Here is a 23,528-nt window from a genome sequence, read left to right as displayed (position 1 = left end):
TATCTCTTCAAATAGGCGAATTATTTATTATGAAAACTTTATTACCTACATCAACGGCTGGCAGTTTACCGAAACCGTTATGGCTTGCAGAGCCTGAAACACTTTGGTCACCTTGGAAATTACAAAATGAAGAACTCGTGGCAGGCAAACACGATGCACTGCGCCTTTCCCTACAAGCTCAGCAACAAGCGGGTATTGATATTGTTAGCGATGGCGAACAAACACGCCAACATTTTGTGACGACCTTTATAGAACACCTCAACGGTGTGGATTTTGAGAACCGTAAAACCGTCAAAATTCGTGACCGCTATGATGCGAGCGTTCCTACTGTTGTTGGCCCGGTTAGTCGTCAAAAATCGGTGTTTGTAGAAGATGCTAAGTTTTTACGTCAACAAACAAAACAACCCATCAAGTGGGCATTGCCTGGCCCGATGACCATGATTGATACCCTTTATGATGCTCATTATAAGAGCCGCGAAAAGTTAGCTTGGGAGTTTGCAAAAATACTCAATCAAGAAGCCAAAGAGTTAGAAGCGGCAGGTGTGGATATCATCCAATTTGATGAACCTGCCTTTAATGTCTTTTTTGATGAGGTCAATGACTGGGGAATTGCCACACTAGAAAGAGCGATTGAAGGGCTGAAATGTGAAACTGCTGTACATATTTGCTACGGCTATGGCATCAAAGCCAATACTGACTGGAAAAAAACGCTCGGTACCGAATGGCTACAATATGAAGAAGCCTTTCCTAAACTGCAACAATCCAATATCGATATTATCTCATTAGAATGCCATAACTCTCATGTTCCCATGGAGCTGCTAGAGCTAATTCGAGGTAAGAAAGTCATGGTGGGCGCGATTGATGTCGCAACCAATACCATTGAAACACCGGAAGAAGTAGCAAATACTTTGCGTAAAGCTCTACAGTTTGTCGATGCAGATAAATTATACCCATGCACTAACTGCGGTATGGCGCCGTTATCACATCAAGTCGCGACCGGTAAACTCAATGCTTTAAGTGCCGGAGCGGAAATAATCCGTCGAGAGCTTGCCATTGGTCACTAAACACTCGCTTCAAACCATAAAAAACCCGAATATCGCTATTCGGGTTTTTGCTTAAGTAAAAGCTAAAGGGGGAATAGAGTGAAGACTCTACTACATCATTCCACCCATACCGCCCATTCCACCCATACCGCCCATATCAGGCATAGCAGCAGAATCTTGAGGCTTGTCTGTTACCATTGCTTCGGTCGTGATCATAAGACCGGCAACCGATGCTGCGAACTGAAGCGCTGAACGAGTTACCTTAGTTGGATCCAAGATACCCATTGCAATCATGTCGCCGTATTCGCCCGTTGCAGCGTTGTAACCGTAGTTACCTTCACCTGCACGTACGTTGTTAGCCACAACCGATTCTTCATCGCCTGCGTTCTTCGTAATTTGGCGAATTGGCGATTCCATAGCGCGAAGTGCTACGCGGATACCCACGTTTTGCTCTTCGTTGTCACCAACAAGGCCACTTGCTGCAACCGTTGTTGCTGCGCGGATAAGAGCAACACCACCACCGGCAACGATACCTTCTTCAACCGCAGCGCGAGTGGCGTGAAGTGCATCTTCAACACGGTCTTTTTTCTCTTTCATTTCAACTTCAGTTGCTGCGCCAACTTTAATGACTGCAACACCGCCAGCCAATTTCGCTACGCGTTCTTGAAGTTTTTCTTTGTCGTAGTCAGACGTTGCGTCTTCAATTTGTTGACGAATCTGAGCAACACGACCTTGAATCACGTCTTCTTCACCTGCACCATCAATAATAGTGGTGTTTTCTTTGGTGATGGTAACGCGTTTCGCTTGACCAAGATCTTCTAGCGTCACTTTCTCAAGCTCTAGGCCGATTTCTTCTGAAATAACCGTACCCGCTGTTAGAACCGCGATATCTTGTAGCATTGCTTTACGACGATCGCCGAAACCAGGTGCTTTCACCGCAGCCACTTTCACGATGCCACGCATGTTGTTCACAACCAGTGTCGCCAGAGCTTCACCTTCAACGTCTTCTGCAATAAGAAGCAGCGGACGAGAAGCTTTTGCTACCGCTTCAAGCGTTGGCAACAATTCACGGATATTCGATACTTTCTTATCAACAAGCAAAATGAATGGGTTGTCTAAATCAACACTGCCCGCTTCTTGGTTGTTGATGAAGTATGGAGATAGGTAGCCACGATCAAATTGCATGCCTTCAACCACGTCTAGCTCATCTTGTAGAGCCTGACCTTCTTCAACCGTGATTACGCCATCACGACCGACTTTATCCATCGCTTCCGCAATAATTTTACCAATGGTGCTGTCAGCATTTGCTGAAATAGCACCAACTTGTTCGATTTCAATGCTGGTTGCACAAGGCTTAGAAAGCTTCTTAAGCTCTTCAACCGCCGCCGCCACCGCTTTGTCGATGCCACGTTTAAGATCCATTGGATTCATACCCGCCGCAACCGCTTTTAGACCTTCAGTGATGATCGATTGTGCAAGTACTGTTGCCGTTGTTGTACCGTCGCCCGCGACATCGTTCGCTTGAGAAGCCACTTGCTTCACCATTTGCGCACCCATGTTTTGGAACTTGTCTTCTAGTTCGATTTCACGAGCAACCGACACACCATCTTTAGTGATGGTTGGCGCGCCGTAAGATTTGTCTAAAACAACGTTACGGCCTTTAGGACCCAATGTTACTTTTACCGCATCAGCCAGAACGTTAACACCTTCTAGCATTTTGATTCGTGCGTCATTACCAAATTTAACGTCTTTTGCAGCCATGTTTGTATTCCTTATAAAATCTATTGAATGCTTGGTTTTTGAATTTAATTCTGATCCAAATTCTCAAAATAATTGATGTTGCAGTAAGGTAACAAGTGATTGAATTAACCAACCTTGTCAACGACACTGCGGCTTCAAAAATAAAGAGGATTTATTCTACAATTGCCATGATGTCATTTTCAGACATGATCAAAACTTCTTTACCATCGATTTTTTCAGATTTAGTGCCGTAACCTTCAGCAAAAATCACAGTATCACCCACTTTTACGTCTAGTGGTTGCACTGTACCGTTTTCTAAAATACGACCTTTGCCAACGGCTAAAATTTTGCCACGCGTTGATTTCTCGGCAGCGGAACCGGTTAATACGATACCACCAGCAGACTTTGACTCTACTTCTTGGCGTTCAACGATAACTCGGTCGTGTAAAGGACGAATGTTCATCTGTGCATTTCTCCTGATAGATGTTCATAGAAAATTTTAAGGACGCCGATTCATTCGGCTTGATAGAGATGTTGGGGGGCAAAGGCAATAACCCAAGGGGGGGAGTGAAAAAAAATGTGATCAGGATAAAAAATTAAGATTATAAATATCTATGTATCTCGAAGATGAAAGTGGAATCTCATACAGCGCGGTGAGTAGATACCGGATAGCTCGTTCCTCGCTTCCGGCATGACGGTGGTTGAGTATTTCCGGTATGACAAAAACCCGTCATTCCTGAGGAGCCGGAGGCGACATCAGGAATCTTATACAGCGCGCGGTAAGTAGATACCGGATAGCTCGTTCCTCGCTTCCGGTATGACGGTGGTTGAGTATTTCCGGTATGACGGAAGTCCGTCATTCCAGCCGAGCCTAAGCGAGAGCGGGAATCCAAAAGTCCGTCATTCCTGAGGAGCCCTAGGCGATATCAGGAATCTCATGCATTTCCAGCATGACGTAATGACCATTCTTTTCTCTCTTAGGGTTTTTCCTGTATCCTAGTTGCTTCTCCACCAGCGAATCATTTCCATGCACGATAAACATGGCTTACTAACTGGCCCAATTCCTAACGTATTGCAAACCATGACTCTGCCTATGGTCGTGGGGTTATTGGCGATCTTAACGTTCAACCTTGTCGATACTTTTTTTATTTCACTGCTTGGTACGCAAGCGCTGGCGGCGATCAGTTTTACTTTCCCTGTCACTTTCGGTGTTAGCTGTATTACGCTCGGTATTGGGATGGGGTTGTCTGCCAATGTCGGACGCTTACTAGGCCAAGGTGACACTCATAATGCCGCCCGTTTTTCTACTCATGGCTTGTTACTGGCCGTGTTACTGGTCACGCTCGCGTCCACATTGGGTTATTTCACTATTGAACCTCTTTTTAGACGACTCGGGGCGAGTGATGATCTCCTGCCGCTCATCGACCAATACATGCAAGTGTGGTACTTCACCATTCCATTACTGGTGATCCCCATGGCGGGTAATAGTGTTATTCGCTCAACTGGTGATACTAAAACCCCCGCTAAAATCATGATGACGGCTGGATTCATTAACGGCGCACTCGATCCATTATTGATCTTCGGTTACGGCCCGTTTCCTGAGCTGGGCATTCAAGGAGCGGCTATTGCTAGCGCAGTGAGTTGGTTTGGGGCATTAATTGCCTCGCTATACATTCTCATTAAACGCGAAAAATTACTCGCGCCCCCCGCTTTCATGCGCATTATTCAAGACTGGACACAAATACTCAAAATCGGCACACCAGCGGCCTTTTCCAGTGCGATGAACCCACTTTCCGGCGCTATTTTAATGATGATACTGGCAAGTTTTGGCACCGAAGCGGTAGCCGCTTATGGCGCGGCGCAACGGGTTGAGTCCATCATGATCCTCGTTTTAATGTCGCTCGGTTCAGTGCTGACTCCTTTTATTGCGCAGAATATTGGTGCAAACCAACCCCAGAGAAGTTTCTCGGCGTTATTTATAACGATGCGCTTTGCGGTGATATTTCAATTGGGTTTATTTGTGTTAATGGTGCCACTCAGCATGCCGATTGCGTCCTTATTTAGCCAAGAACAAAGCGTGCAAGATATGCTGTGGCATTTCTTATTAGTGGTGCCGATCAGTTATGGTTTTCAAGGCATTGTGATGATGATGGTCAGTTGCCTTAATGCCATGCATCAGCCTTTAAAGGCCTTTTTGTGGAATTTTTCTCGGCTGTTTATTTTTACGCTTCCGAGCGCATGGCTAGGCAGTCAATGGTATGGCGTCGAAGGATTATTTGTTGGCATTGCCGCCGGTAATATCATGGGCGGCATCTGCGCGTATGGTTACGCGCTCACATTTAGAAAAAGTGTGTTAGCCACGGCTATTTGATAATACCGTATTGGGTGGTGCCTACAGCGTCTACCCAGACGGTTGTGGTGCCGATATTAACACCAAGGCCAGATAAACTTTGCACGATAACATCATTAATGATTGGTGATAATAAAGACGGTAAAGCTGAAATTAAAGTATTCACTATCGGCGTCACTAACGGTAAGACTAAACCTTGAACCAAACCGGAAATAAGACCACCACTAAAATCTGGCTCACTTGAAGCTACTCTTAAGTGTGTATTAATACTTATTTCTTCAGCATATATAGTTTGTTCAAGTGGAAGATTACTTAGCGAAACTAGGATATTAGTTTCTTGTGCAGACAAGTCTAAATCTGGAGCTTGGCCACTAGCATCATTTTGCGTTAGTGTTATATCAATTGGCACTTTAACGAAACTCAAACCCAATATCCCAAGGTCTACACCAACTTCGACAGTAACTCTAACCCCAAAATCATCAATTTCTACCGTCCCTAATGATTGATTAACCTTTAAATTCAAATCGTCATCAAAATCACCACTCAATAATATCGCAGTAGCTTGTGCACCTTTAGCATGTATGACGATCGGGGATATTTCCACTTTCACAGGGTTGGAAAGAATAGGTAAAGCATCAAGTAGATTCTCTAAAGAACTCAGAGTACCAGATAGAAGTGATATATTTGCAGTCAAATCGACCTGCTCAGTACTTACACTAAGATCATCTCCTTCTTTAATAGGTAATAACGCCACTTTAAATTGAGGAGCCTCAATAAGTTCGAGTGTAGAATTAGCACTAACCACTCCGGGTATATTAATATCTATTTCAGGAGAACTAACACTATTGACCTTATTTGCCGCATACAATGTCGCTTTCACGAGATCTAAAGCATTCAAATTTGCCCCTAATGCTGCAAATGGTTGAGTACTCGATAACTCAAGCAATTGCCCTAAAGTAAGATTAGGAACAGCAGATACCCCATCAACAAGGTTAGCTATAGCATCAAGTTGTGATTTGAATATCGATATATCGCCATCTTCATCATGATTAAGGCGTAAAACATCCGCGTAAGCGTATAATAAGTCACTCGCGGATATTTCCGTGCTCAACACTTCTTCTGGGGTTATGGCGCTTAAATCAATACCCGGTAAAAACGGTATTAGGTCATTAAGCCGAATATTACTTTTGACTAAACCGCTATAACCAACCGCACTGAGATCAACAATAGAGAGATCGGCAGAGATCAACTCAGATCCTATCCCCAACCTCACCACACCACTTTTCTGAATGGCGGCGGTGGCTGTAAGTTTTACCGTATTATCATCTAAAGCACCACCTGCAATCATGCTTTTAGGTACTGTTTTTTCGACCTTTACTTGTGCCGCGGAATAAGGACGCTCATCTGAATAAGTACTGTTGGGGAAAAAAGTCCAATAATCATCCACAATGGCAGCGGAACCCGGTTGAACCTCCAAGGTATCGACTTTACCTTCTTCGTCCTTATATTTAGCTATAAGCTCACCTTCAATACTATCCATATCACCATCAATATAATAAGGATTGTCCCTTGCCACTTCTAATGCCGCAATATCCGCCACACTTTGTAGCGCTTGTTGTTGATAGGTAAGCCGAGCCATGTCGATGGCTAATGCGGCAAATAACACCAATACGAGCATGATCATCGCCATCATTAAGCCTAGGGCTCCACGCTGCTTACGAACGATGCTCGTTTTCATGGCTATTCTCCAAAACTATCAGTGATGAATTTTTCGGGTATCTCATGGGTGAAGCTTTTCGCGGCTCTTTCTTGAACCGATTTTGCCATTTCAGGGGACAGCTCATCTTGGTAAGCTGTCGCTTGAGTATTACTGCGTTGCAAGGCTAACCATGAACGGGTTCTGTCTTCCCGTACCACTTCATCGTTATTCGATTGGCTGGATGGCTGATATTGAACCGGTTGCTGACCATTGCTATTGGTCGTTTGTTCTTCTTGAGCCGCATTCGCTCCCAGCGCCACAAGCCCTAACAACCCGACAAGTAACTTGCTTTTGATTGGCTTACCCAACCGTAACGAATGTCTCGCTATCATTGATTCCATATGTCTTCCTTACCTGTAATTCAGGGCTGCTGTCTACTTACCTTGCTTGAAGCGTATTAAGGCTTATCCACATCTATTGGGCTAAATTGGGTAGCGGCTAACGTCAATTTTTGTGTTTCGTCGTCACTCCAACTAAAGCGCTTATTTAGACTGGAAGCGGCTTTAGTTTCATGATTACGAAAAAGCACTAACCATAAATTTTTCGCGGCCGTTTCATTGGTTGGTGCCAGTTCTAAAGCGGTAATAAATTCGCCTCTTGCTTTTTTGTCTTCCCCAATAGAAAGCAATAAAAAGCCATAATCATTACGAATATTAGGGTTAGCCGGTTCCGATTTTGCGGCTTTCGACAGCCACGTTTGCGCCGACTTCATATCACTTTGGTAAGCAGAAATAAGCCCAAGACCATGCTGTGCATTACCCTTTACACACGTATCGAGCAACGACTGATAGATTTTTTTTGCGTCATCTAACTCCCCTGCTTTTCGGTATGCACTGGCTTGCAGAGCACGTTTGGTGACGGAATCTGAATCGATTTTTTCCAATGTTGCAAGAGAGGAGTAATACTGTCCTTGCTGAAAAGATTGTTTCGCCATGCTGATTTGCATGCCCATACTTTTGGATAAATGCTCCCCACAAAGCCCAGGTTCTTGCTCGGGTACATTTTGCACCACAACCGGTTGGGGCGATGAAGAACAAGCCGATAACCACAGGGTTAAGGTGACGAGTATTATTCGGTTCATTTAATCTCCTAATGCGGTTTTTAGCGCTAACGCTGCTGGCCCGCCAAGCACAATGAATAAAGCAGGAAACATAAAGACCATCATGATCACTGAGATCTTACCCGACATCTTGGTGACTTTTTCTTGTAAATCAGTTCGCTTTCTATCTTGAAGAATTTTCGCTAACGATTGGAACGCACTTTTTAACCCCCCACCTGAATCCCCCGCTTGAGACATCATGGTGAGAAGATCTTGGAAACCAATCGATAACGTTCTTGACGCCATATCGTTAAAGACTTGTTCACGATTTTGCCCGGTATCAATACGAGCCAAAATCAAGCCAATTTCCTTATTTAGCTCAGGGGTGAGTTCTTCTGCTTCTTGATGATAAGCTCGCAACAAGCTTTCAAGAGACAAGCCCACTTGCCAAAGGATCGACATTAAATGCACCGTGATCAAAATCTCATCATCCATTTTCTTCGCTCGGGATTTCGCTTTATAACGAAACCAGCGCAACGTCATCCACAATAAAAAACACACAAAAATAATGAATGACAGCACCCCGTGGGTCGCGGTTTGTTCTGAAAAAAACTGTTGCCCGAAGAACACAGCCGAAATAACAATCCACGCTAATAGCACCTTAAACAGACAGACCGTTTGCTCACGACTGCTGATATAACCCGCTTGTCGCATGGTGCTGACCATATCGGTTAGCCTTTGTTGATTCTGCTGTTTCACTCGTCCCCACAGCTTTTGCCCTTTCTGAAGCCACTTTTCTTTTCTTTCTTCTGAGCGCATTTTGGAACGCGCTTTCAAGTTTTGGGCTTTAACCGCTTGAGCTTGTTGTGCTTCTAGTGTTGTCACGGTCAATGATTGCATCCATAAAAAAGCAGACAAAGCCAATAACAAGAACGATGCCGCCAACCAGAAGAAAAATTCCGTTCCCATAGTGCCTCCTACAAGCTCTTCAGCATTCGCCAAATAACAATAATGCCCATCAACTCCAGTCCACCTGCAAACATCAATAATGGGCGACCCGATTCTGATTCCCACATGTCGATTAACATGGTTGGATTTTGCGACAACATATACCCTGCAACTAATATCGGTGCGACACCGATGACCCAAGCGGTGACTCGTGTTTCGCCCGTTAAAGAGCTTAATTCTCGTCGGCTAGAATCTTGTTGACGGAGCAGTTGCACCACACTTTCTAACGAATCATTGATGCTGCCGCCAAAGCGAGCGTTAACACTGAAAATAGAGCCTAGTAATTGAAAAGATGGCACCCCTGTAATGCGCCATTCTTTATAAAACGCATCTTGCAATTCAATGCCAAGTTGTCTTCTTTGATTAACCCTTTCTAAGATTTCGCTTAGCGGTTTCGGGGTTGTTTTTGCCGATTGTTCTATCGCGCGAGGTAAACTGATCCCCACTTGAATACGGCGGTTAACTTGATCAATAAAAGAGGGCATAAGATTGGTGACTCGGCGCTGAAACTTGGCTCGACGCCATTGAGCCAGTAGAAACAAAACAAATACGCTGGCGAAAACACTGACCAAAGCGCCTACAGTACTCATAAACACAAACCCCAAAAATCCCACCACAATAATCAAAAAAATCAATAACACATTAATAAAACGAGACGTACTAAAGCCCGCTCTTAACCACCACTCATTGATTTTTTCTTGCTGAGAGGTTTTGCGTTTTTTCTTTTTTGGGTGCTTCAGTGCCGCCGATACGGAGGTCGGCTTGGCGATTGGCACTGGGGCGCTTTTGATCAATAACATCATCGCGATAGCGACAATAACGAACAGGCAGGCGGCAACAATAAACCATACATTCATGGTGTTTCCTCCAATTGTTGCTGTAATCGTCCCGATAATTGCCCAACATGTTTGAAGGTGTGAGACGACACCTCATAATGATAAATCGAATGGGTCGATATTTTATCGCCATCAATTTTACTGACTTCAACAATGTCCGTTATGACCCGTTTGCCATTGGGTTGGCGGCTTATCTGAATGATGACATCAAGCGCAGAAGCCACCACTTTACGAATAAAGGTTTCACTGGAATGAAAGCCTGCAAGGGTCACCATCATTTCTAATCGAATTAAGGCATCACTGGGTGAATTGGCGTGTAAAGTACTCATGGAACCCAAGTGCCCAGTGTTCATGGCTTGAAGCATATCCAACACTTCTCCGCCTCGGCTTTCCCCTAAAATAATTCGGTCTGGGCGCATCCGCAGCGCATTTTTCAGTAACTCGCGCGCGCTGACTTCCCCTTTGCCTTCGGCATTAGGCGGGCGAGTCTCCAAGCGAACAACATGGCCATTTCTAAGTTGTAATTCTGCCGCATCTTCAATCGTGACGACACGCTCATGATGTTGAATAGATTGACTTAAAATATTGAGTAACGTGGTTTTACCAGAACCTGTCGCCCCACTGATTAACACATTAAATCGAGCTTTTACCGCCTGCCGAAGAAAGGTCAGCATTTCCTCACTGATCGACGACTTCTCTAATAGGTATTCCCCAGTCAGAATATCTTGTTTAAATTTTCGAATGGAAAGACAAGCACCATCGAGCGCCAATGGGGGAATAATGGCATTAATACGGCTACCATCGGGCAAGCGAGCATCCACCATCGGGTTCGATTCATCCACCCTACGACCAAGAGGCGCTAACATACGCCGGATCACGCGAATAATATGCTCATCGTTAAGGAATTGGTGATCGACTTTTTCTAAACAACCGAACCTTTCAACATAAACCCGACGAGGTCCATTGATCAAAATATCATCCACCGTGTCATCATTTAAAAGGCATTCAATGGGCCCATAACCAATCATTTCATCGACCAGTTGATCAGCAAGATCGTCTATCGTTAAATTAGGCGGAAGCAAATGGGATTCTAGATATTGTTGAATATAAGTATTCACTGGAAGCAATATATTGGCTTTATCTTTCATTGAAGCATCAAAAATCACGCCATCATCTTCCATACATTCCAATACATACTGGTGTAGGTGCGATTTAAACGTTAATGATTCTATAAATTCAATATCTCGATTGTTGAGAGATGACGCCGTAATATCATCCATACATCACCCTCTACATTCCATCAGAAAAACCAATGCCTTTCGGTAGCTCATCGGGTTCTTTATTTAAGAATATCAACTCAAAAAAGTTGGGGTCGTAACGTCGATAAACATCACCAGGCAAAGTGGGTAGTGGCGCATTTTTCGATAATGGTTTGACCAAATGTGGCGTGACCACCATCATCAATTCTTTATCATTTTGTTCTAAACGGCTCGCGCTAAAGAAAGCGCCAATAATAGGAATGTCGCCCAATCCGGGTAAACGATCGGCATTTTTCATGGTACTGCTACTGATAAGCCCACTGATTACAAAGCTTTCGCCATCACCAAGCTGTATCGTGGTATCGGTTCGGCGAACGCTGATCCCCGGAACCACAATGCCTGAAGTGCTCACACCTTGGTTATAATTTAATTCGCTAACCTCTGGTGCCACTTTTAATAAGATTCGGCCGTCTTCACGTACCGTTGGTGACAAGCTTAAACGCACACCAAATTCTTTAAACTCGATGCTGATATCGCCATTATCCGAGCTCACTGGATACGGAAACTCACCACCAGCTAAAAAAGTCGCGCTGTGCCCAGACATCGTAACCAAGCTCGGTTCCGCTAACGTATAGGCAAAACCATTGGAGTTTAATGCACTGATCGCGCCTAAAATACCTTTAGACTGATTACCCAAAACAATATTGAATGCATCTGAAAATGGCAAAGACACACTGTTTGAAAATAACGCACCCGCAATATCGCCGTTACCGACACCAATTGTCGTATTCGGGGTATTTTTACCAAAAAAGAAACCGGCTTCTTTTAACGCAGACTTACTGATTTCAACGACTTTAATGTCCGTTTGAACTTGAATGTCACTCACTTGTATTCCAGAAGGCACTACATGGATTTTTTTCCTAATCGGCTCTTGTTGCCCTTCTCCCCACACCAATAAACTCGTTTGCCCAACGGTTTTCCCTAAAATTAACAGCGTACTACTGTTGATGACACTTAAATTGGCAACATCTGGATCACCAATAGCCGCTCGGGTAATGCTTCCCCCTGAATAAGACCATTCCACTTGGCCATTAGGGGGTAGCTGAATTTTTTCATTATCAAGGTTGGCACCATTGGCGAGGCTTATCATTGAAAAACCAAACATCAGCAATGCGACTATTGAGAATCTGAGCATCGAAAAACAGCACCGTACAGTCCCTGCGAATTTTTTAATCATTGTCCATTCCTCACTTACCTGAGTTTATCCACGCCCGTTTGTCACCTTGAATAATTTCAATGTAATGACCCCTTGGTGCTGTCGATGTTTTTTTCGTTTTAGATGATGTTTTTTTGGGTTGTGAGTCGATTTTGAATTGCTCTAAACTGGCGAGGTAGATGTCTTCTTTATCTGGCTCGCCCTTCTTCTGTTGATCGCTCTGGCTTTGTTGATCCAATAAATCCGAAGTGGTTGTCGCTGGTTGCTGGCTCGCATCAAAAGCAGAGGCAAGAGTAGAGTCGACAATAGAGGCGTTGTCATCATCTGTATTAGTTGGGTATTGATCGGGATGCTCATCTTTTATCGACGCCATCATTTCATCAGTACCGACAATCGATAAACGAAGATCGCCTGAAGATTCCGCTAATAAAATCATAGGGGCAAGCGGTTCTTCTACTGCAAGAACCACCGATCTCGCCGCTCTGGTCGTGGATTTGGCTTTTTGGTTTTTTGCCTCTTTCTTTATTTCCTCGCTGTTACCTAAATCTCGCGACATATCGGTAACTTGATCGCCAACCGCCAACACTTTGATATTACTTGCTAATCGACGTGCAGTAGTCACATCCCCTGATTCATCATTCGGTTTTAAAAGATAAATAATATCCACGTTATCGCCCGGTTTAAGATGGCCTCCAACGGTGGAAACTTCACTGGCGGTGACCGCCAACGCGCGATACCCAACTGGGAGTTCATCGACAATGGCTCTGGCTTTTTCTAGCATGTCTGTCGTTAAAAACGAGCCAGAAACAATGGGTCTTTTCACCCGAAGAGACAACACTTGGCCAAGATCTTGAACTTGATTCGGTGAGACTTTTTCCACCGTTACTTGCTCGACACTATCCTTGGTCAACTTTTCGCCCGGCGACAAATCTTGTGTGAATTTCCACAGCGTGTATTGAGTTGGGGCTGGGGTAAAGGTATTGCTCAAGGTTTTAGAGGCCGTTTGAGACGTATTTTTTTGGTTTTGATACCCCATCCAAGCAAAAAACACCGCCACGATCAAAAGCAATCCCGCCGATATTTTTAACCTTCTTGGTGTCATAAAATTAAGCCGCATAATCATTCCTTTTTATGTGCTGGTTACTCAGGTTTTCATCACGCCATTTAATTGAGCTTCATGGCCGCAGACCCTGTAATATGTGCTGGAAAAACCGAACCTTCACCGGGTAATAAGCCATCAATAATCTCTGTGGGTAAAAAAGGTTCTGATGGATAATCTTGTAACGATACTTGCACCTGGCAGCAATCCCCATCAGACATAAGTTTTACATCAATTGTGTCACCGTTTTTATTACCTAAATCCACACCAAACAAAACCCCCAAACTATCACCCGTTCCACCCGTAAAGTTTTGAATAACGGCGGCGGTATTGTCGGTGATTGGGCCACTGAAAAGATCTTTCGTTTCAGTCGCATCGCATTCAGTGAAATAACAACTCTCATCCACATACGACATGCTATTGCGAATGCCCTCTTTGGCGGCATGTTCAAATAAACTGGCGGCAAAAAAAATCATGCTGTAATGAATAATCGCAAACAGTAAAATAAGCACCAGTGGTAATAAAAATACCGCTTCAATCCCTGCCGCGCCCCGTTGTTTTTTATTTATAAGTAAGTCACGGCTAAATAAATGAGGAGGTCGCGTCTTTTTCATGTTCACTTCCTCCTTATTGGTGTCTGCTATTCAGGTGGTGAATCATCGTATCCACATGGATAAAATAAAGGCGCCTAATACCGCAGGAATAAAAGGCGCTTGTTTTATTGGGCGATAGCACACCACCCAATAAAGACTAAAAATAATAAAAGAAGCCAATAAAATAATGATCATGCTCTCTATTGGCGTCACCAATGCCACGGCGAATAAAATTTTAATATCCGCGGCGCCAAACACCCCTTTGCAATACCCTGGGAGGGTTAATAACAAGGTCATCCCCACAGAGTAAATCACACTCAAAAAAGTAATACTGCCCGGTTTAAACACCAGCCATAACAGGGCAGAGATAATAAAACCAACACTTAAAAGATTCGGTACGCGTTGGTTTTTAAGATCGAAAAGACTCGCAATAATAAGCAAACTAGTAAAAATAATTGGCATAAAGGTAAGCTATGAACCTACATTAGTTCCAATATCGGTTAAAATGCCTGTAAGCCTAGCTCCAACGCCACTACCAGATACAAAAATAGCAATAGCAACCACCGCTATTGCTGCCACTAATACATATTCAATTCCCGACGCGCCTTTCTCATCACGAGAAAACGCGGCCAATTTGCACCATGCTTGTGTCATGTAATCATGTAAACTTTGAATTTTCATAATGACTCTCCAATTTCAAACTATTTATAAACAGCTCAATTAAAAGGCTTTTTTTGAATCCAAACGTTTCGTTGTTTTCAATTTAAGAGTAGATCACAATAAAAAGACAGGAAGTGTTAATTTGTGATAAATGTCACATTACTGAATGTAATATTATGATAGCTGGTAAATGTGAGACAAAACGAACGCTTTGTTTTTATTAGAAATAATTAATCACTGCGTTGAAGCCTGAAGGATTAAGACTTGAAGAAAAGAATGACTAGAGATAAAACATAAAATAATAAAAGTAATAATGGGAAAAAAACGATGAAAAGAAATAAGTAATAAATAGGAAGATAACATTAGGCTTGATAATTGAGCCCTAGAATCGGACTCAATGTCGTGAGCGTTACACTATATTTGTGAAAAGTAGAATTAAGCACAGAAAAATTAAATTCCCGCACCATCAATTAATTTATGCCCATTGCCATTAAAGCCTTGATCCATATCTTCAGAAGGTTTATCACTTTGAGGTCGACCGACTATTTTAGCGGGTACGCCAGCCACTGTGGTATGCGGAGGAACCGCTTGAAGCACAACAGAACAAGAACCAATTTTCGCCCCTTGTCCCACTTCAATATTGCCCAAGATTTTAGCGCCAGCGCCAATCATTACGCCTTCTCGGATCTTAGGATGACGATCGCCACACTCTTTACCGGTACCACCGAGCGTTACATCTTGAAGAATCGATACGTCGTTTTCCACCACCGCCGTTTCACCGATCACAATGCCCGTGGCGTGATCGAGCATAATACCTAAACCAATTTTAGCCGCAGGGTGAATATCCACCTGACAAGCCACTGAAATTTGGTTTTGCAAATAAGTCGCTAGCGCAAAACGACCTTGCTTCCACAACCAGTTAGCCACTCGATAACCTTGCAGCGCATGGTAGCCTTTAAGGTACAACAAAGGGGTAGAATACATGGATACCGCAGGGTCACGATTTACAATGGCGCAGATGTCACAAGCGGCACTTCCGGTGATCAATGGATCATCTTTAAAGGCTTCTTCCACCACTTCACGAACCGCCATTGCTGGCATTGAAGCCGTTTTCAGTTTATTCGCAAGAATATAGCTCAGCGATGCCCCAAGGCTTTCGTGATTAATAATGGTGGAATGATAAAAGCTCGCCAACATCGGTTCTTGCTCGGATTGGTTTTTCGCTTCCTTAACAATCGTATTCCATACTTTTTGTTTTTCGCAGTGTTTCATTCGCTCGCATCTCATTTTTCATGGCTTATGACACCAACTTTATCGTTCGAAGCCATAAACGGTTATTCCATTAACTCAATCCACATCAAGAGCGTATTGACGTCATCCTTAATACTCGATAAAAAAACGGCTCTATCCTTCCGACTTTTTCTGTCTAGCCAGCAAATCTTGCGCCGCTTGACGGGCGTCTTTACCTTGATACAACACTTGATAAATTTGCTCTACGATAGGCATTTCAACCCCCATTCGATTCGCCAACACCCAAACTTCTTTAGTATTACGATACCCTTCCACCACTTGGCCGATTTCTAATTGGGCGCTATCGACATCTTTGCCTTTCCCTAAGGCTAAGCCAAAACGACGATTACGAGATTGATTGTCGGTGCACGTTAGCACAAGGTCACCTAACCCAGCCATACCCATAAAGGTTTCTGGTTGAGCGCCAAGCGCGGCCCCTAAGCGACACATTTCCGCTAAACCGCGTGTGATCAGTGCTGTACGAGCATTTGCGCCAAAGCCAATTCCGTCCGACATTCCCGCACCAATCGCAATCACATTTTTCACCGCTCCGCCTAATTGCATACCGGTAAAATCACTGTTGGCATACACTCTAAAAGTTTTACTGCAATGAATGGTTTCTTGTAAATCATGCACAAATTCAGCATCAGGTGAGGCGACTGAAATGGCCGTCGGCATACCCGCCGCAAGCTCTTTTGCAAAGGTTGGGCCCGACAAGACCGCCAGTGAGATATCGGTGCCTAATATTTCTTCGGCAACGTTTTTTAACAAACGCCCTGTTTCTGGTTCCAACCCTTTGGTTGCCCAACAAATACGAGTGTCATCACGCAAATGAGGTTTCAAGCTTTTCAAAACTACGCCAAATACATGGCTAGGCACAACCACCAATAAATCACGAGATGCCGATACGGCTTTTTCTAAATCCGCTTCGATAACCAAAGATTCTGGAAAATCGATGCCTGGTAAAAACTCTTCATTGGAACGGTCTTCTTCCAAAGCAGTCATATGAACGGGATTATGCCCCCATAATACGATCTTCGAACCATTACGTGCCAACGCAATCGCTAAAGACGTACCGTAAGAACCTGCACCAATCACCGTCATGACAGCATCATTAGGTTTTATCTTATTTGGCATGCTTTTAACCTCATGCTGTAACTGAAAGGAGGATAATGGAAAGACCGTAAATATACCTAAATCACTTCAAGACATACTACTCCTGAGCGTCTTGAGATCAAAGCCACTTAGGTATAACGGCTTAACTTAACTTAACTTAACTTAACTTAACTTAACTTAACTTAACTTAACTTAACTTAACTTAACTTAACTTAACCTATACCCTTCGTTAAAAAATAAGAACCTCGTAACTCAAACGAGCTACGAGGTTCCCAATCACCGAGCACAACGCACAAATTACGCTTCTTGTGGTGCTTGCTCTGCTTGGCTTTGTAGGTAGTTCATGAACAAGGCATCAAAGTTAACTGGCGCTAGATTCAATTGTGGGAACGTGCCTTTAATCACTAAGCTAGAAATCGTTTCACGTGCATATGGGAAAAGGATATTAGGACAAAATGCACCTAAGCAATGTGCTAATTGACCTTGTTCCATGTTTTCAGCGGTGAAGATACCACCTTGTTGAATTTCACAAAGGAACGCATTTTCTTCTTCATTTTTAACCGTAACCGTTAAACGAAGCACGACTTCGTAAACATTTTCACCTAATTCACGGCTTTGTGTATCCAGATCTAGCTTCACATCAGGATTCCAATCTTTTTGGAACATTTGAGGGGAGTTCGGCGCTTCAAAAGAAAGATCTTTTAAGAAAATACGTTGAATTGTGAAGTTTTGTTGTTCTTGAGGTGCTGCTTCAGCCATGGTGAAATAATCCTTATAAATTTAAATAATATTTGATTCGAATCCTGAGCTATTCACGACGAATGAGTGCGTGGCGCTTCTTGTTGCCCGTTCAAATAACGAGCTTTCGAAAATCGACTTTATTTCTTACCTTTTTTATTCGCTGACTTATCAGAAACCAAAGGTAAATTATTTTCGTTCCAAGTGGTCATACCGTTTTTCAATATACTCACTTTTTCAAAGCCGGCTTTGCTTAATGCATTGGCATTTTCATGCGCAGTTTGTCCGGTCTTACATACCACAATGATGGGGGTCGCTTTGTATTTTTCAATAGCCGCAATCGAACCTGATTTGATTTCTGTCGGCAAAATGTGAACTGCACCAGAAATATGACCACGTTTGAACTCATCTTTGGTACGAATATCAACCACCACACCATCTTCACGGTTGATCAATTGCGTTAACTCACTAGACCCAATAATTTTATATTTTGCTGTCGATGATTTAAAAATCGTTCCGATAAGTGCGGCTAAAACCCCAACCCAAACTAAAACGAGAATCATATTTTCTTGAAAAAACTCTGTATATTCTTGCATGCCCTACACTCTTAAACGCACAGGCTGAGATCATCCTCAACCTAAATTGGAAAGGCAAGAGTATAACGGGCAATGCATCAAGTGGCGAGAGTAAAGGTAGAAAAGAGGATTTAGGTCTAGTTATTTGAAGTTAAGGTTATGGGATAAAGACGTTATTCCAGCCGAACCTAAGCGAGAGCGAGAATCTCATACAGCGCGCGGTAAGTAGATACCGGATAACTCAATGGTATGGACTCCTCACTTCCACTCACAATGTGAGCTAAAGTGAATGTAACCAAACAAAAAAGGAGCCCATACCATGAAAAATACTAGCATCATTTGCATTGATCTTGCTAAATCTAAATTCCAAGCAGGCTTATTCAATAAGCACAATATACTTAAATCAAATAAGCAATATTCTGAATCTGCACTATTGAAATTTGTTGCTATGCATCCCGAAGCTATTATTTGTATGGAGGCATGTGCCACCTCAAATTATCTTGGTCGTTACTTTCAAAACCAAGGACATAAAGTTCTGCTTATTCCTGCTCAGGTGGTTGCTAAATACCGACTGGGTAACAAGAATGATGCGAATGATGTTCTCGCTATTTACGAGGCAGCTAACCGCCCTAAAGTGAAATTTGTCGCAGTAAAAACCATTGAGCAACAAGATTTAGCAGCGTTATTAAAACTACGAGAGAGTTACGTAAAACGCAGAACTCAACTATCAAATAGAATTCGCGGTGTAGCAATGGAGTACGCTGTCAAAATGCCACAAGGCCTGAATCAGCTGCGAAAAAATCTTCCTGTTCACTTATCAGATATGAATAATGATCTCATTCATATTGCCCGCTTTGTTTTAAGTGATTTATATGAGCAGCTTATTAAAATAGACGAAAATATTGCAAAAGTGACCACTCAATTAATTGAATTTGCAAAGCAAATTCCTTCCTGCCAATTACTCATTACATTACCTGGAGTTGGTTGGATTGTAGCTAGTGGGTTATATTCTCGATTTGGTGATGCATCTATGTTTCGATTCGGTCGAGATGCTAGCGCTAGTTTAGGGCTAGTACCCGCTCATAATGGAACTGGTGGGAAAAATGTAAATATAGGTATATCTAAATCAGGAGATAGGACACTAAGGTCATTAGTTGTCCATGGAGCAAGAGCCGTAGTTTCTAACATAAAAGAAAAGCAGGATCCTTTAAGTTGTTGGATTCGTGAGCTTTTAAAGCGAAACCATCCAAATAAAGCCACAATTGCTGTCGCAAATAAAATAGTCAGAATGGCTTGCGCCATGCTGAAAACAAGCCAACCCTATCAACCACAATTCGCTAATTAAGCGTTGATAAGGCTGTATAAGTAGCAATTGGTGACTGTCGAGTACAACAAGTAGACAAGATGAAGTGTAACAAAGCACACAACAGAAACTCTGAGAGGAACGACGGTATAAAATACCTTTTACTCGTTAAGAACTGTTGTAATGTGAATTAAGCCATACAGGTTAAGGGTAGCTCCCTATTATAAAAAACCGAATATACGTGCACTTGTAATTTACACTAACAGCAAAATTTACTTGTTATACAAGAGGAGTCCATATACGTTCCTCGTTTCCGGCATGACGATGGTTGGACGTTTCCGGTATGACACCCACACCGTCATTCTTGAGGAGCCGTAGGCGACATCAGGAATCTCGCTTTTCTTTGCCTCGGTAGATACCGGATAACTCGTCCCTCGTTTCCGGCATGACGGTAGTTGAATATTTTCGGTATAACGATGGTTGGGCGTTTCCAGCATGACATCCACACCTTCATTCTTGAGGAGCCGTAGGCGACATCAGGAATCTCGCTTTTCTTTGCCTCGGTAGATACCGGATAACTCGTCCCTCGTTTCCGGCATGACGATGGTTGAATATTTCCGGCATGACGGTGGTTGAATATTTTCGGTATGACGATGGTTGGGCGTTTCCCTATTAATAATATTGATGAATTCGATTTTCATCTCGATTAATAATTAGGCATAATGCACCTCATGAAATGAAAATTTGCACCAGATAAATGTGACACCAAAGGGATGAGGCCAGTTAAATTGATCTTACCCTACAGTTTAGAGTGAAAAATGTAGTAAAATTACGCTAAGTGAAATTTTAAATTCTTTGTATTTTTAAACGAGGTTTGAACATGTCAAATAAAAAACCAATGGCACTTGTCATTCTTGATGGTTGGGGTTACCGCGAAGACAACAGCGACAACGCTATCGCCAACGCCAACACACCGGTATTAGACGGTTTATTTGCTAACCAACCGAACACCTTAATTTCCGCTTCAGGTTTCGATGTAGGCTTACCAGACGGTCAAATGGGTAACTCTGAAGTTGGCCACACCAATATTGGTGCAGGGCGCGTGGTATATCAAGATTTAACCCGTATCACAAAATCTATTGCCGATGACGAATTCAAAGACACTCCAGCGCTAGCAAACGCAATTGATAAAGCGGTAGCGTCTGGTAAAGCAGTTCACATCATGGGTCTTATGTCTCCAGGTGGCGTACACAGCCATGAAGATCACATCTACGCAGCTGTACAAATGGCAGCAGAGCGTGGCGCGAAGAAAGTGTACGTTCACGGTTTCCTAGATGGTCGTGACACACCACCTCGCAGTGCTAAAAACACACTACAACGTTTCCAAGATTTATTTGCTGAGCTAAACCTAGAAGAAGGCCGTATTGCGTCTTTGATTGGTCGTTACTTTGCAATGGATCGTGATAATAACTGGGATCGCGTACAAAAATCTTATGACTTGTTAACACAAGCAAAAGCAGAATTTACCGTTAACTCTGCTGTTGAAGGTTTAGAAGCAGCTTACGCTCGTGAAGAAAATGATGAATTCGTACAAGCAACGGAAGTTCGTGCCGAAGGTGAAGCAAGCGCTGCGATTGTTGATGGTGATGCCGTTATCTTCATGAACTACCGCGCTGACCGTGCTCGTGAAATTACTCGCTGTTTCGTTCCTGATTTTGATGGATTTGAACGTGAAGTATTCCCAAATATTGATTTCGTTATGCTAACTCAATACGCAGCCGACATTCCTTTGCTTTGTGCATTTCCACCAGCATCGCTAGAAAACACTTACGGTGAATGGTTATCCAAATGTGGCAAAACACAATTGCGCATGTCTGAAACCGAAAAATACGCACACGTAACCTTCTTCTTCAATGGTGGTAAAGAAGACGAATTTGAAGGCGAAGAACGTCAATTGGTTGCCTCACCAAAAGTGGCAACTTACGATCTTCAACCTGAAATGAGCGCGCCAGAATTAACCGATAAACTGGTTGCTGCGATTAAATCAGGCAAGTTCGATACCATCATCTGTAACTATCCAAATGGTGACATGGTTGGTCACACTGGTGTTTACGAAGCGGCGGTAAAAGCCTGTGAAGCCGTTGATGAATGCATTGGTCGTGTCGTTGAAGCCATCAAAGAAGTCGATGGTCAAATGCTGATCACCGCCGATCACGGTAACGCCGAAATGATGGTCGACCCAGAAACGGGTGGCATTCATACCGCACACACTAACCTTCCTGTACCACTAATTTATGTCGGTAACAAAGCGTTAGAATTCAAAGCTGGTGGTAAGCTTTCTGATCTTGCTCCAACCATGCTTGAGTTAACAGGAATGGAAATCCCTACCGAGATGTCTGGTCAGGTTATTGTCAATCTGAAATAATCCCCTTATAGGGCAAGGTGATTCACGCTATTATGTTTCAAATAGTGCGTATCACCTGCCCGATTTACGAATGATCGTGGTGATCATTCGTTTTATACTAATGCAGTCTAATAATCGCTCTAACAATGCCAGTCACTTGATGCTATTAGTATTCGTCTCAAAGGGATAATTTTAAAACATGATATCGTCCAAATCTCTTGCTGAACTTATCAATCAAACTCCACTTATAAAAAGTAAAAGCGCCTTCTCGTTCAAATCACCAGCCTCATCAATATGTTCTGGCATTTTTTTATGCCTAACCGTTGCCCTCACTGCATTTCCAACTATAAGCAACGCCGCTTCTAAAGATGAATTAAAAGGTGTGTCGGCGGAAATATCACGCCAGAAAAACTCACTCAGTGGTCAGCAAAAAAAATTGAATGAGCTACAAAGTGAATTGAAGAATCACGAAGTCACTATTTCTAAACTGGGGCAAGAAATTCGCCATACCGAACGAGAATTACGTAACGTTCAATCCAACTTAAACCAGTTAGAAGAACAAAAGCAACAATTAGAAATCACGAAAAAACAACAAACAGAAACCTTAGAAAATCTCATTAAAGCCTATTACATCACCAGTAAAAGTAATGCGATGCCAGCTCTACTTCAAGGTGGTGATGCTGAAAAAATGGATCGAATCAGCCAATATTTTCAACATTTAGCGAAAGCGCGAAGTGAAGCGATCGAAGCACTCGCCCTGACTCAATCTAAGCTAGATGAAAAAGAGAGACAGTTATCGGAAGAAGAAAACCGCCAATCGACGCTCCTTGCTCAACAAAAAAGCAAGCGTGACGACTTACAAAAAAATCAAAGCCAACGTAAGAGCACTGTTAATAAAATTCGCGGCAATATTCGTAACAACGAAAGCTATTTGGCCGAGTTGCGTCGTAATGAATCTCGCTTAAAAGCCGAAATAGCCAAAGCAGCAAAGCGTAACCTTTCACCAATGAATGGTCTTGCTTCGTATCGTGGCAAATTACCTTGGCCAGTGAACGGACAAATACTGCATAGTTTCGGCACATCACAAAGTGGCCAAGTTACTTGGAAAGGTATTGTCATCAATGCCAAACAAGGTGAGGCTGTCAAAGCGGTACACTCAGGAAAAGTGGTTTTTGCAGAATGGCTTCGTGGTTATGGTTTAGTGATTTTACTTGATCATGGTAAAGGCGATATGACGCTCTACGGTTATAATCAAAGCCTACTCAAAAAAGATGGTGATATTGTTCGTGCAGGTGAAACCATTGCCTTGGCGGGTAATACTGGCGGTCAGTCAAGAACCTCTCTGTACTTTGAAATACGCCGAAATAGCCAAGCACAAAACCCTAAAAGTTGGCTGAAGTAATTAATTTATTAGTGTGCTAGAACTAAATCATTAGGACTATATAACATGTTCCAAGGCTAAGCTCTGTCGCTTAGCTTTGTGATATTAGCTTCTCTAGA

The 23,528-nt window shown here is 43.0% G+C and carries 22 protein-coding genes; 5 read left to right on the top strand and 17 right to left on the bottom strand.

What is annotated here, in order from left to right; translation table 11 throughout:
- Positions 1 to 29 precede the first annotated feature (29 nt).
- Complete coding sequence (locus VCASEI_RS01635) at positions 30 to 1,064, top strand: methionine synthase (RefSeq protein WP_089110324.1); 1,035 nt, start codon at positions 30 to 32, stop codon at positions 1,062 to 1,064.
- Positions 1,065 to 1,154: 90 nt separating this feature from the next.
- On the opposite strand, the gene groL is transcribed toward VCASEI_RS01635, so the two are convergent.
- Both groL and VCASEI_RS01625 read right to left on the bottom strand, forming a co-directional pair.
- Positions 1,155 to 2,804 carry a chaperonin GroEL gene (gene groL / locus VCASEI_RS01630; RefSeq protein ID WP_086959316.1) on the bottom strand — a complete coding sequence of 550 codons (1,650 nt, stop codon included), beginning with the start codon at positions 2,802 to 2,804 and terminating at the stop codon, positions 1,155 to 1,157.
- A 151-nt stretch (positions 2,805 to 2,955) separates the two neighbouring features.
- Complete coding sequence (locus tag VCASEI_RS01625) at positions 2,956 to 3,246, bottom strand: co-chaperone GroES (RefSeq protein ID WP_086959318.1); 291 nt, start codon at positions 3,244 to 3,246, stop codon at positions 2,956 to 2,958.
- Between the two features lie 564 nt (positions 3,247 to 3,810).
- Between VCASEI_RS01625 and VCASEI_RS01620 the strand changes: the two genes are divergently transcribed.
- Positions 3,811 to 5,154, top strand: coding sequence for an MATE family efflux transporter (locus VCASEI_RS01620; protein WP_174208756.1), 1,344 nt, complete (start codon positions 3,811 to 3,813; stop codon positions 5,152 to 5,154).
- On the opposite strand, the gene VCASEI_RS01615 is transcribed toward VCASEI_RS01620, so the two are convergent.
- The 15 genes from VCASEI_RS01615 to VCASEI_RS01545 form a co-directional block, all read right to left on the bottom strand.
- The gene (locus VCASEI_RS01615; protein ID WP_089110325.1) at positions 5,147 to 6,871 is read right to left on the bottom strand and encodes a pilus assembly protein TadG-related protein; all 1,725 of its coding nucleotides are present in this window, start codon (positions 6,869 to 6,871) and stop codon (positions 5,147 to 5,149) included. The two genes, VCASEI_RS01620 and VCASEI_RS01615, sit on opposite strands and share 8 nt — an antisense overlap.
- 2 nt (positions 6,872 to 6,873) lie before the next feature.
- A complete protein-coding gene (locus tag VCASEI_RS01610; protein WP_086959322.1) occupies positions 6,874 to 7,233 on the bottom strand; it encodes a DUF3613 domain-containing protein in 360 nt (119 codons plus the stop codon).
- A 56-nt stretch (positions 7,234 to 7,289) separates the two neighbouring features.
- Positions 7,290 to 7,973 carry a tetratricopeptide repeat protein gene (locus VCASEI_RS01605; protein WP_226983422.1) on the bottom strand — a complete coding sequence of 228 codons (684 nt, stop codon included), beginning with the start codon at positions 7,971 to 7,973 and terminating at the stop codon, positions 7,290 to 7,292.
- Entirely contained in the window at positions 7,974 to 8,900 is a 927-nt protein-coding gene (locus VCASEI_RS01600) for a type II secretion system F family protein (protein WP_086959326.1), read from the bottom strand.
- Positions 8,901 to 8,908: 8 nt separating this feature from the next.
- Positions 8,909 to 9,796, bottom strand: a complete 888-nt coding sequence (locus VCASEI_RS01595; RefSeq protein ID WP_089110326.1) for a type II secretion system F family protein — start codon at positions 9,794 to 9,796, stop codon at positions 8,909 to 8,911.
- Complete coding sequence (locus tag VCASEI_RS01590) at positions 9,793 to 11,055, bottom strand: CpaF family protein (protein ID WP_174208755.1); 1,263 nt, start codon at positions 11,053 to 11,055, stop codon at positions 9,793 to 9,795. Before VCASEI_RS01590 ends, VCASEI_RS01595 begins: the two co-directional genes overlap by 4 nt.
- A 10-nt stretch (positions 11,056 to 11,065) precedes the next feature.
- Entirely contained in the window at positions 11,066 to 12,229 is a 1,164-nt protein-coding gene (locus VCASEI_RS01585) for a type II and III secretion system protein family protein (RefSeq protein WP_238321380.1), read from the bottom strand.
- 52 nt (positions 12,230 to 12,281) lie between these two features.
- Positions 12,282 to 13,367 carry a Flp pilus assembly protein CpaB gene (gene cpaB, locus VCASEI_RS01580; RefSeq protein WP_162621004.1) on the bottom strand — a complete coding sequence of 362 codons (1,086 nt, stop codon included), beginning with the start codon at positions 13,365 to 13,367 and terminating at the stop codon, positions 12,282 to 12,284.
- Positions 13,368 to 13,414: 47 nt separating this feature from the next.
- Positions 13,415 to 13,963 (bottom strand): TadE/TadG family type IV pilus assembly protein, encoded by a 549-nt coding sequence (locus tag VCASEI_RS01575; protein ID WP_086959334.1) that lies wholly within the window; start codon positions 13,961 to 13,963, stop codon positions 13,415 to 13,417.
- Between the two features lie 42 nt (positions 13,964 to 14,005).
- Complete coding sequence (locus tag VCASEI_RS01570; protein ID WP_089110328.1) at positions 14,006 to 14,404, bottom strand: prepilin peptidase; 399 nt, start codon at positions 14,402 to 14,404, stop codon at positions 14,006 to 14,008.
- Between the two features lie 9 nt (positions 14,405 to 14,413).
- On the bottom strand, positions 14,414 to 14,623 hold the full coding sequence (locus VCASEI_RS01565; protein WP_089110329.1) for a Flp family type IVb pilin: 210 nt from the start codon (positions 14,621 to 14,623) through the stop codon (positions 14,414 to 14,416).
- Between the two features lie 429 nt (positions 14,624 to 15,052).
- On the bottom strand, positions 15,053 to 15,874 hold the full coding sequence (gene cysE / locus VCASEI_RS01560) for a serine O-acetyltransferase (protein ID WP_086959338.1): 822 nt from the start codon (positions 15,872 to 15,874) through the stop codon (positions 15,053 to 15,055).
- A 132-nt stretch (positions 15,875 to 16,006) separates the two neighbouring features.
- Positions 16,007 to 17,029 carry an NAD(P)H-dependent glycerol-3-phosphate dehydrogenase gene (gpsA, locus tag VCASEI_RS01555; protein ID WP_174208754.1) on the bottom strand — a complete coding sequence of 341 codons (1,023 nt, stop codon included), beginning with the start codon at positions 17,027 to 17,029 and terminating at the stop codon, positions 16,007 to 16,009.
- A gap of 276 nt (positions 17,030 to 17,305) precedes the next feature.
- Entirely contained in the window at positions 17,306 to 17,767 is a 462-nt protein-coding gene (secB, locus tag VCASEI_RS01550) for a protein-export chaperone SecB (protein WP_089110330.1), read from the bottom strand.
- Positions 17,768 to 17,886: 119 nt separating this feature from the next.
- A complete protein-coding gene (locus VCASEI_RS01545) occupies positions 17,887 to 18,342 on the bottom strand; it encodes a rhodanese-like domain-containing protein (protein WP_086959344.1) in 456 nt (151 codons plus the stop codon).
- 298 nt (positions 18,343 to 18,640) lie between these two features.
- On the opposite strand from VCASEI_RS01545, the gene VCASEI_RS01540 reads away from it, so the two are divergent.
- The 3 genes from VCASEI_RS01540 to VCASEI_RS01530 all read left to right on the top strand — a co-directional run bounded on the left by VCASEI_RS01540 (position 18,641) and on the right by VCASEI_RS01530 (position 23,430).
- Positions 18,641 to 19,666: an IS110 family RNA-guided transposase gene (locus VCASEI_RS01540; RefSeq protein WP_110957767.1), complete on the top strand. Its 1,026-nt coding sequence runs from the start codon at positions 18,641 to 18,643 to the stop codon at positions 19,664 to 19,666.
- Positions 19,667 to 20,504: 838 nt separating this feature from the next.
- Positions 20,505 to 22,049 (top strand): 2,3-bisphosphoglycerate-independent phosphoglycerate mutase, encoded by a 1,545-nt coding sequence (gpmM, locus tag VCASEI_RS01535; RefSeq protein ID WP_086959346.1) that lies wholly within the window; start codon positions 20,505 to 20,507, stop codon positions 22,047 to 22,049.
- A 178-nt stretch (positions 22,050 to 22,227) separates the two neighbouring features.
- Positions 22,228 to 23,430 carry a murein hydrolase activator EnvC family protein gene (locus tag VCASEI_RS01530; protein ID WP_110957766.1) on the top strand — a complete coding sequence of 401 codons (1,203 nt, stop codon included), beginning with the start codon at positions 22,228 to 22,230 and terminating at the stop codon, positions 23,428 to 23,430.
- Positions 23,431 to 23,528 lie beyond the last annotated feature (98 nt).

The organism is Vibrio casei, assembly GCF_002218025.2.
GTDB lineage: Bacteria > Pseudomonadota > Gammaproteobacteria > Enterobacterales > Vibrionaceae > Vibrio > Vibrio casei.
The sequence above is the reverse complement of the archived record's forward strand: the minus strand, read 5'-3'. Positions and strand labels throughout refer to the sequence as shown.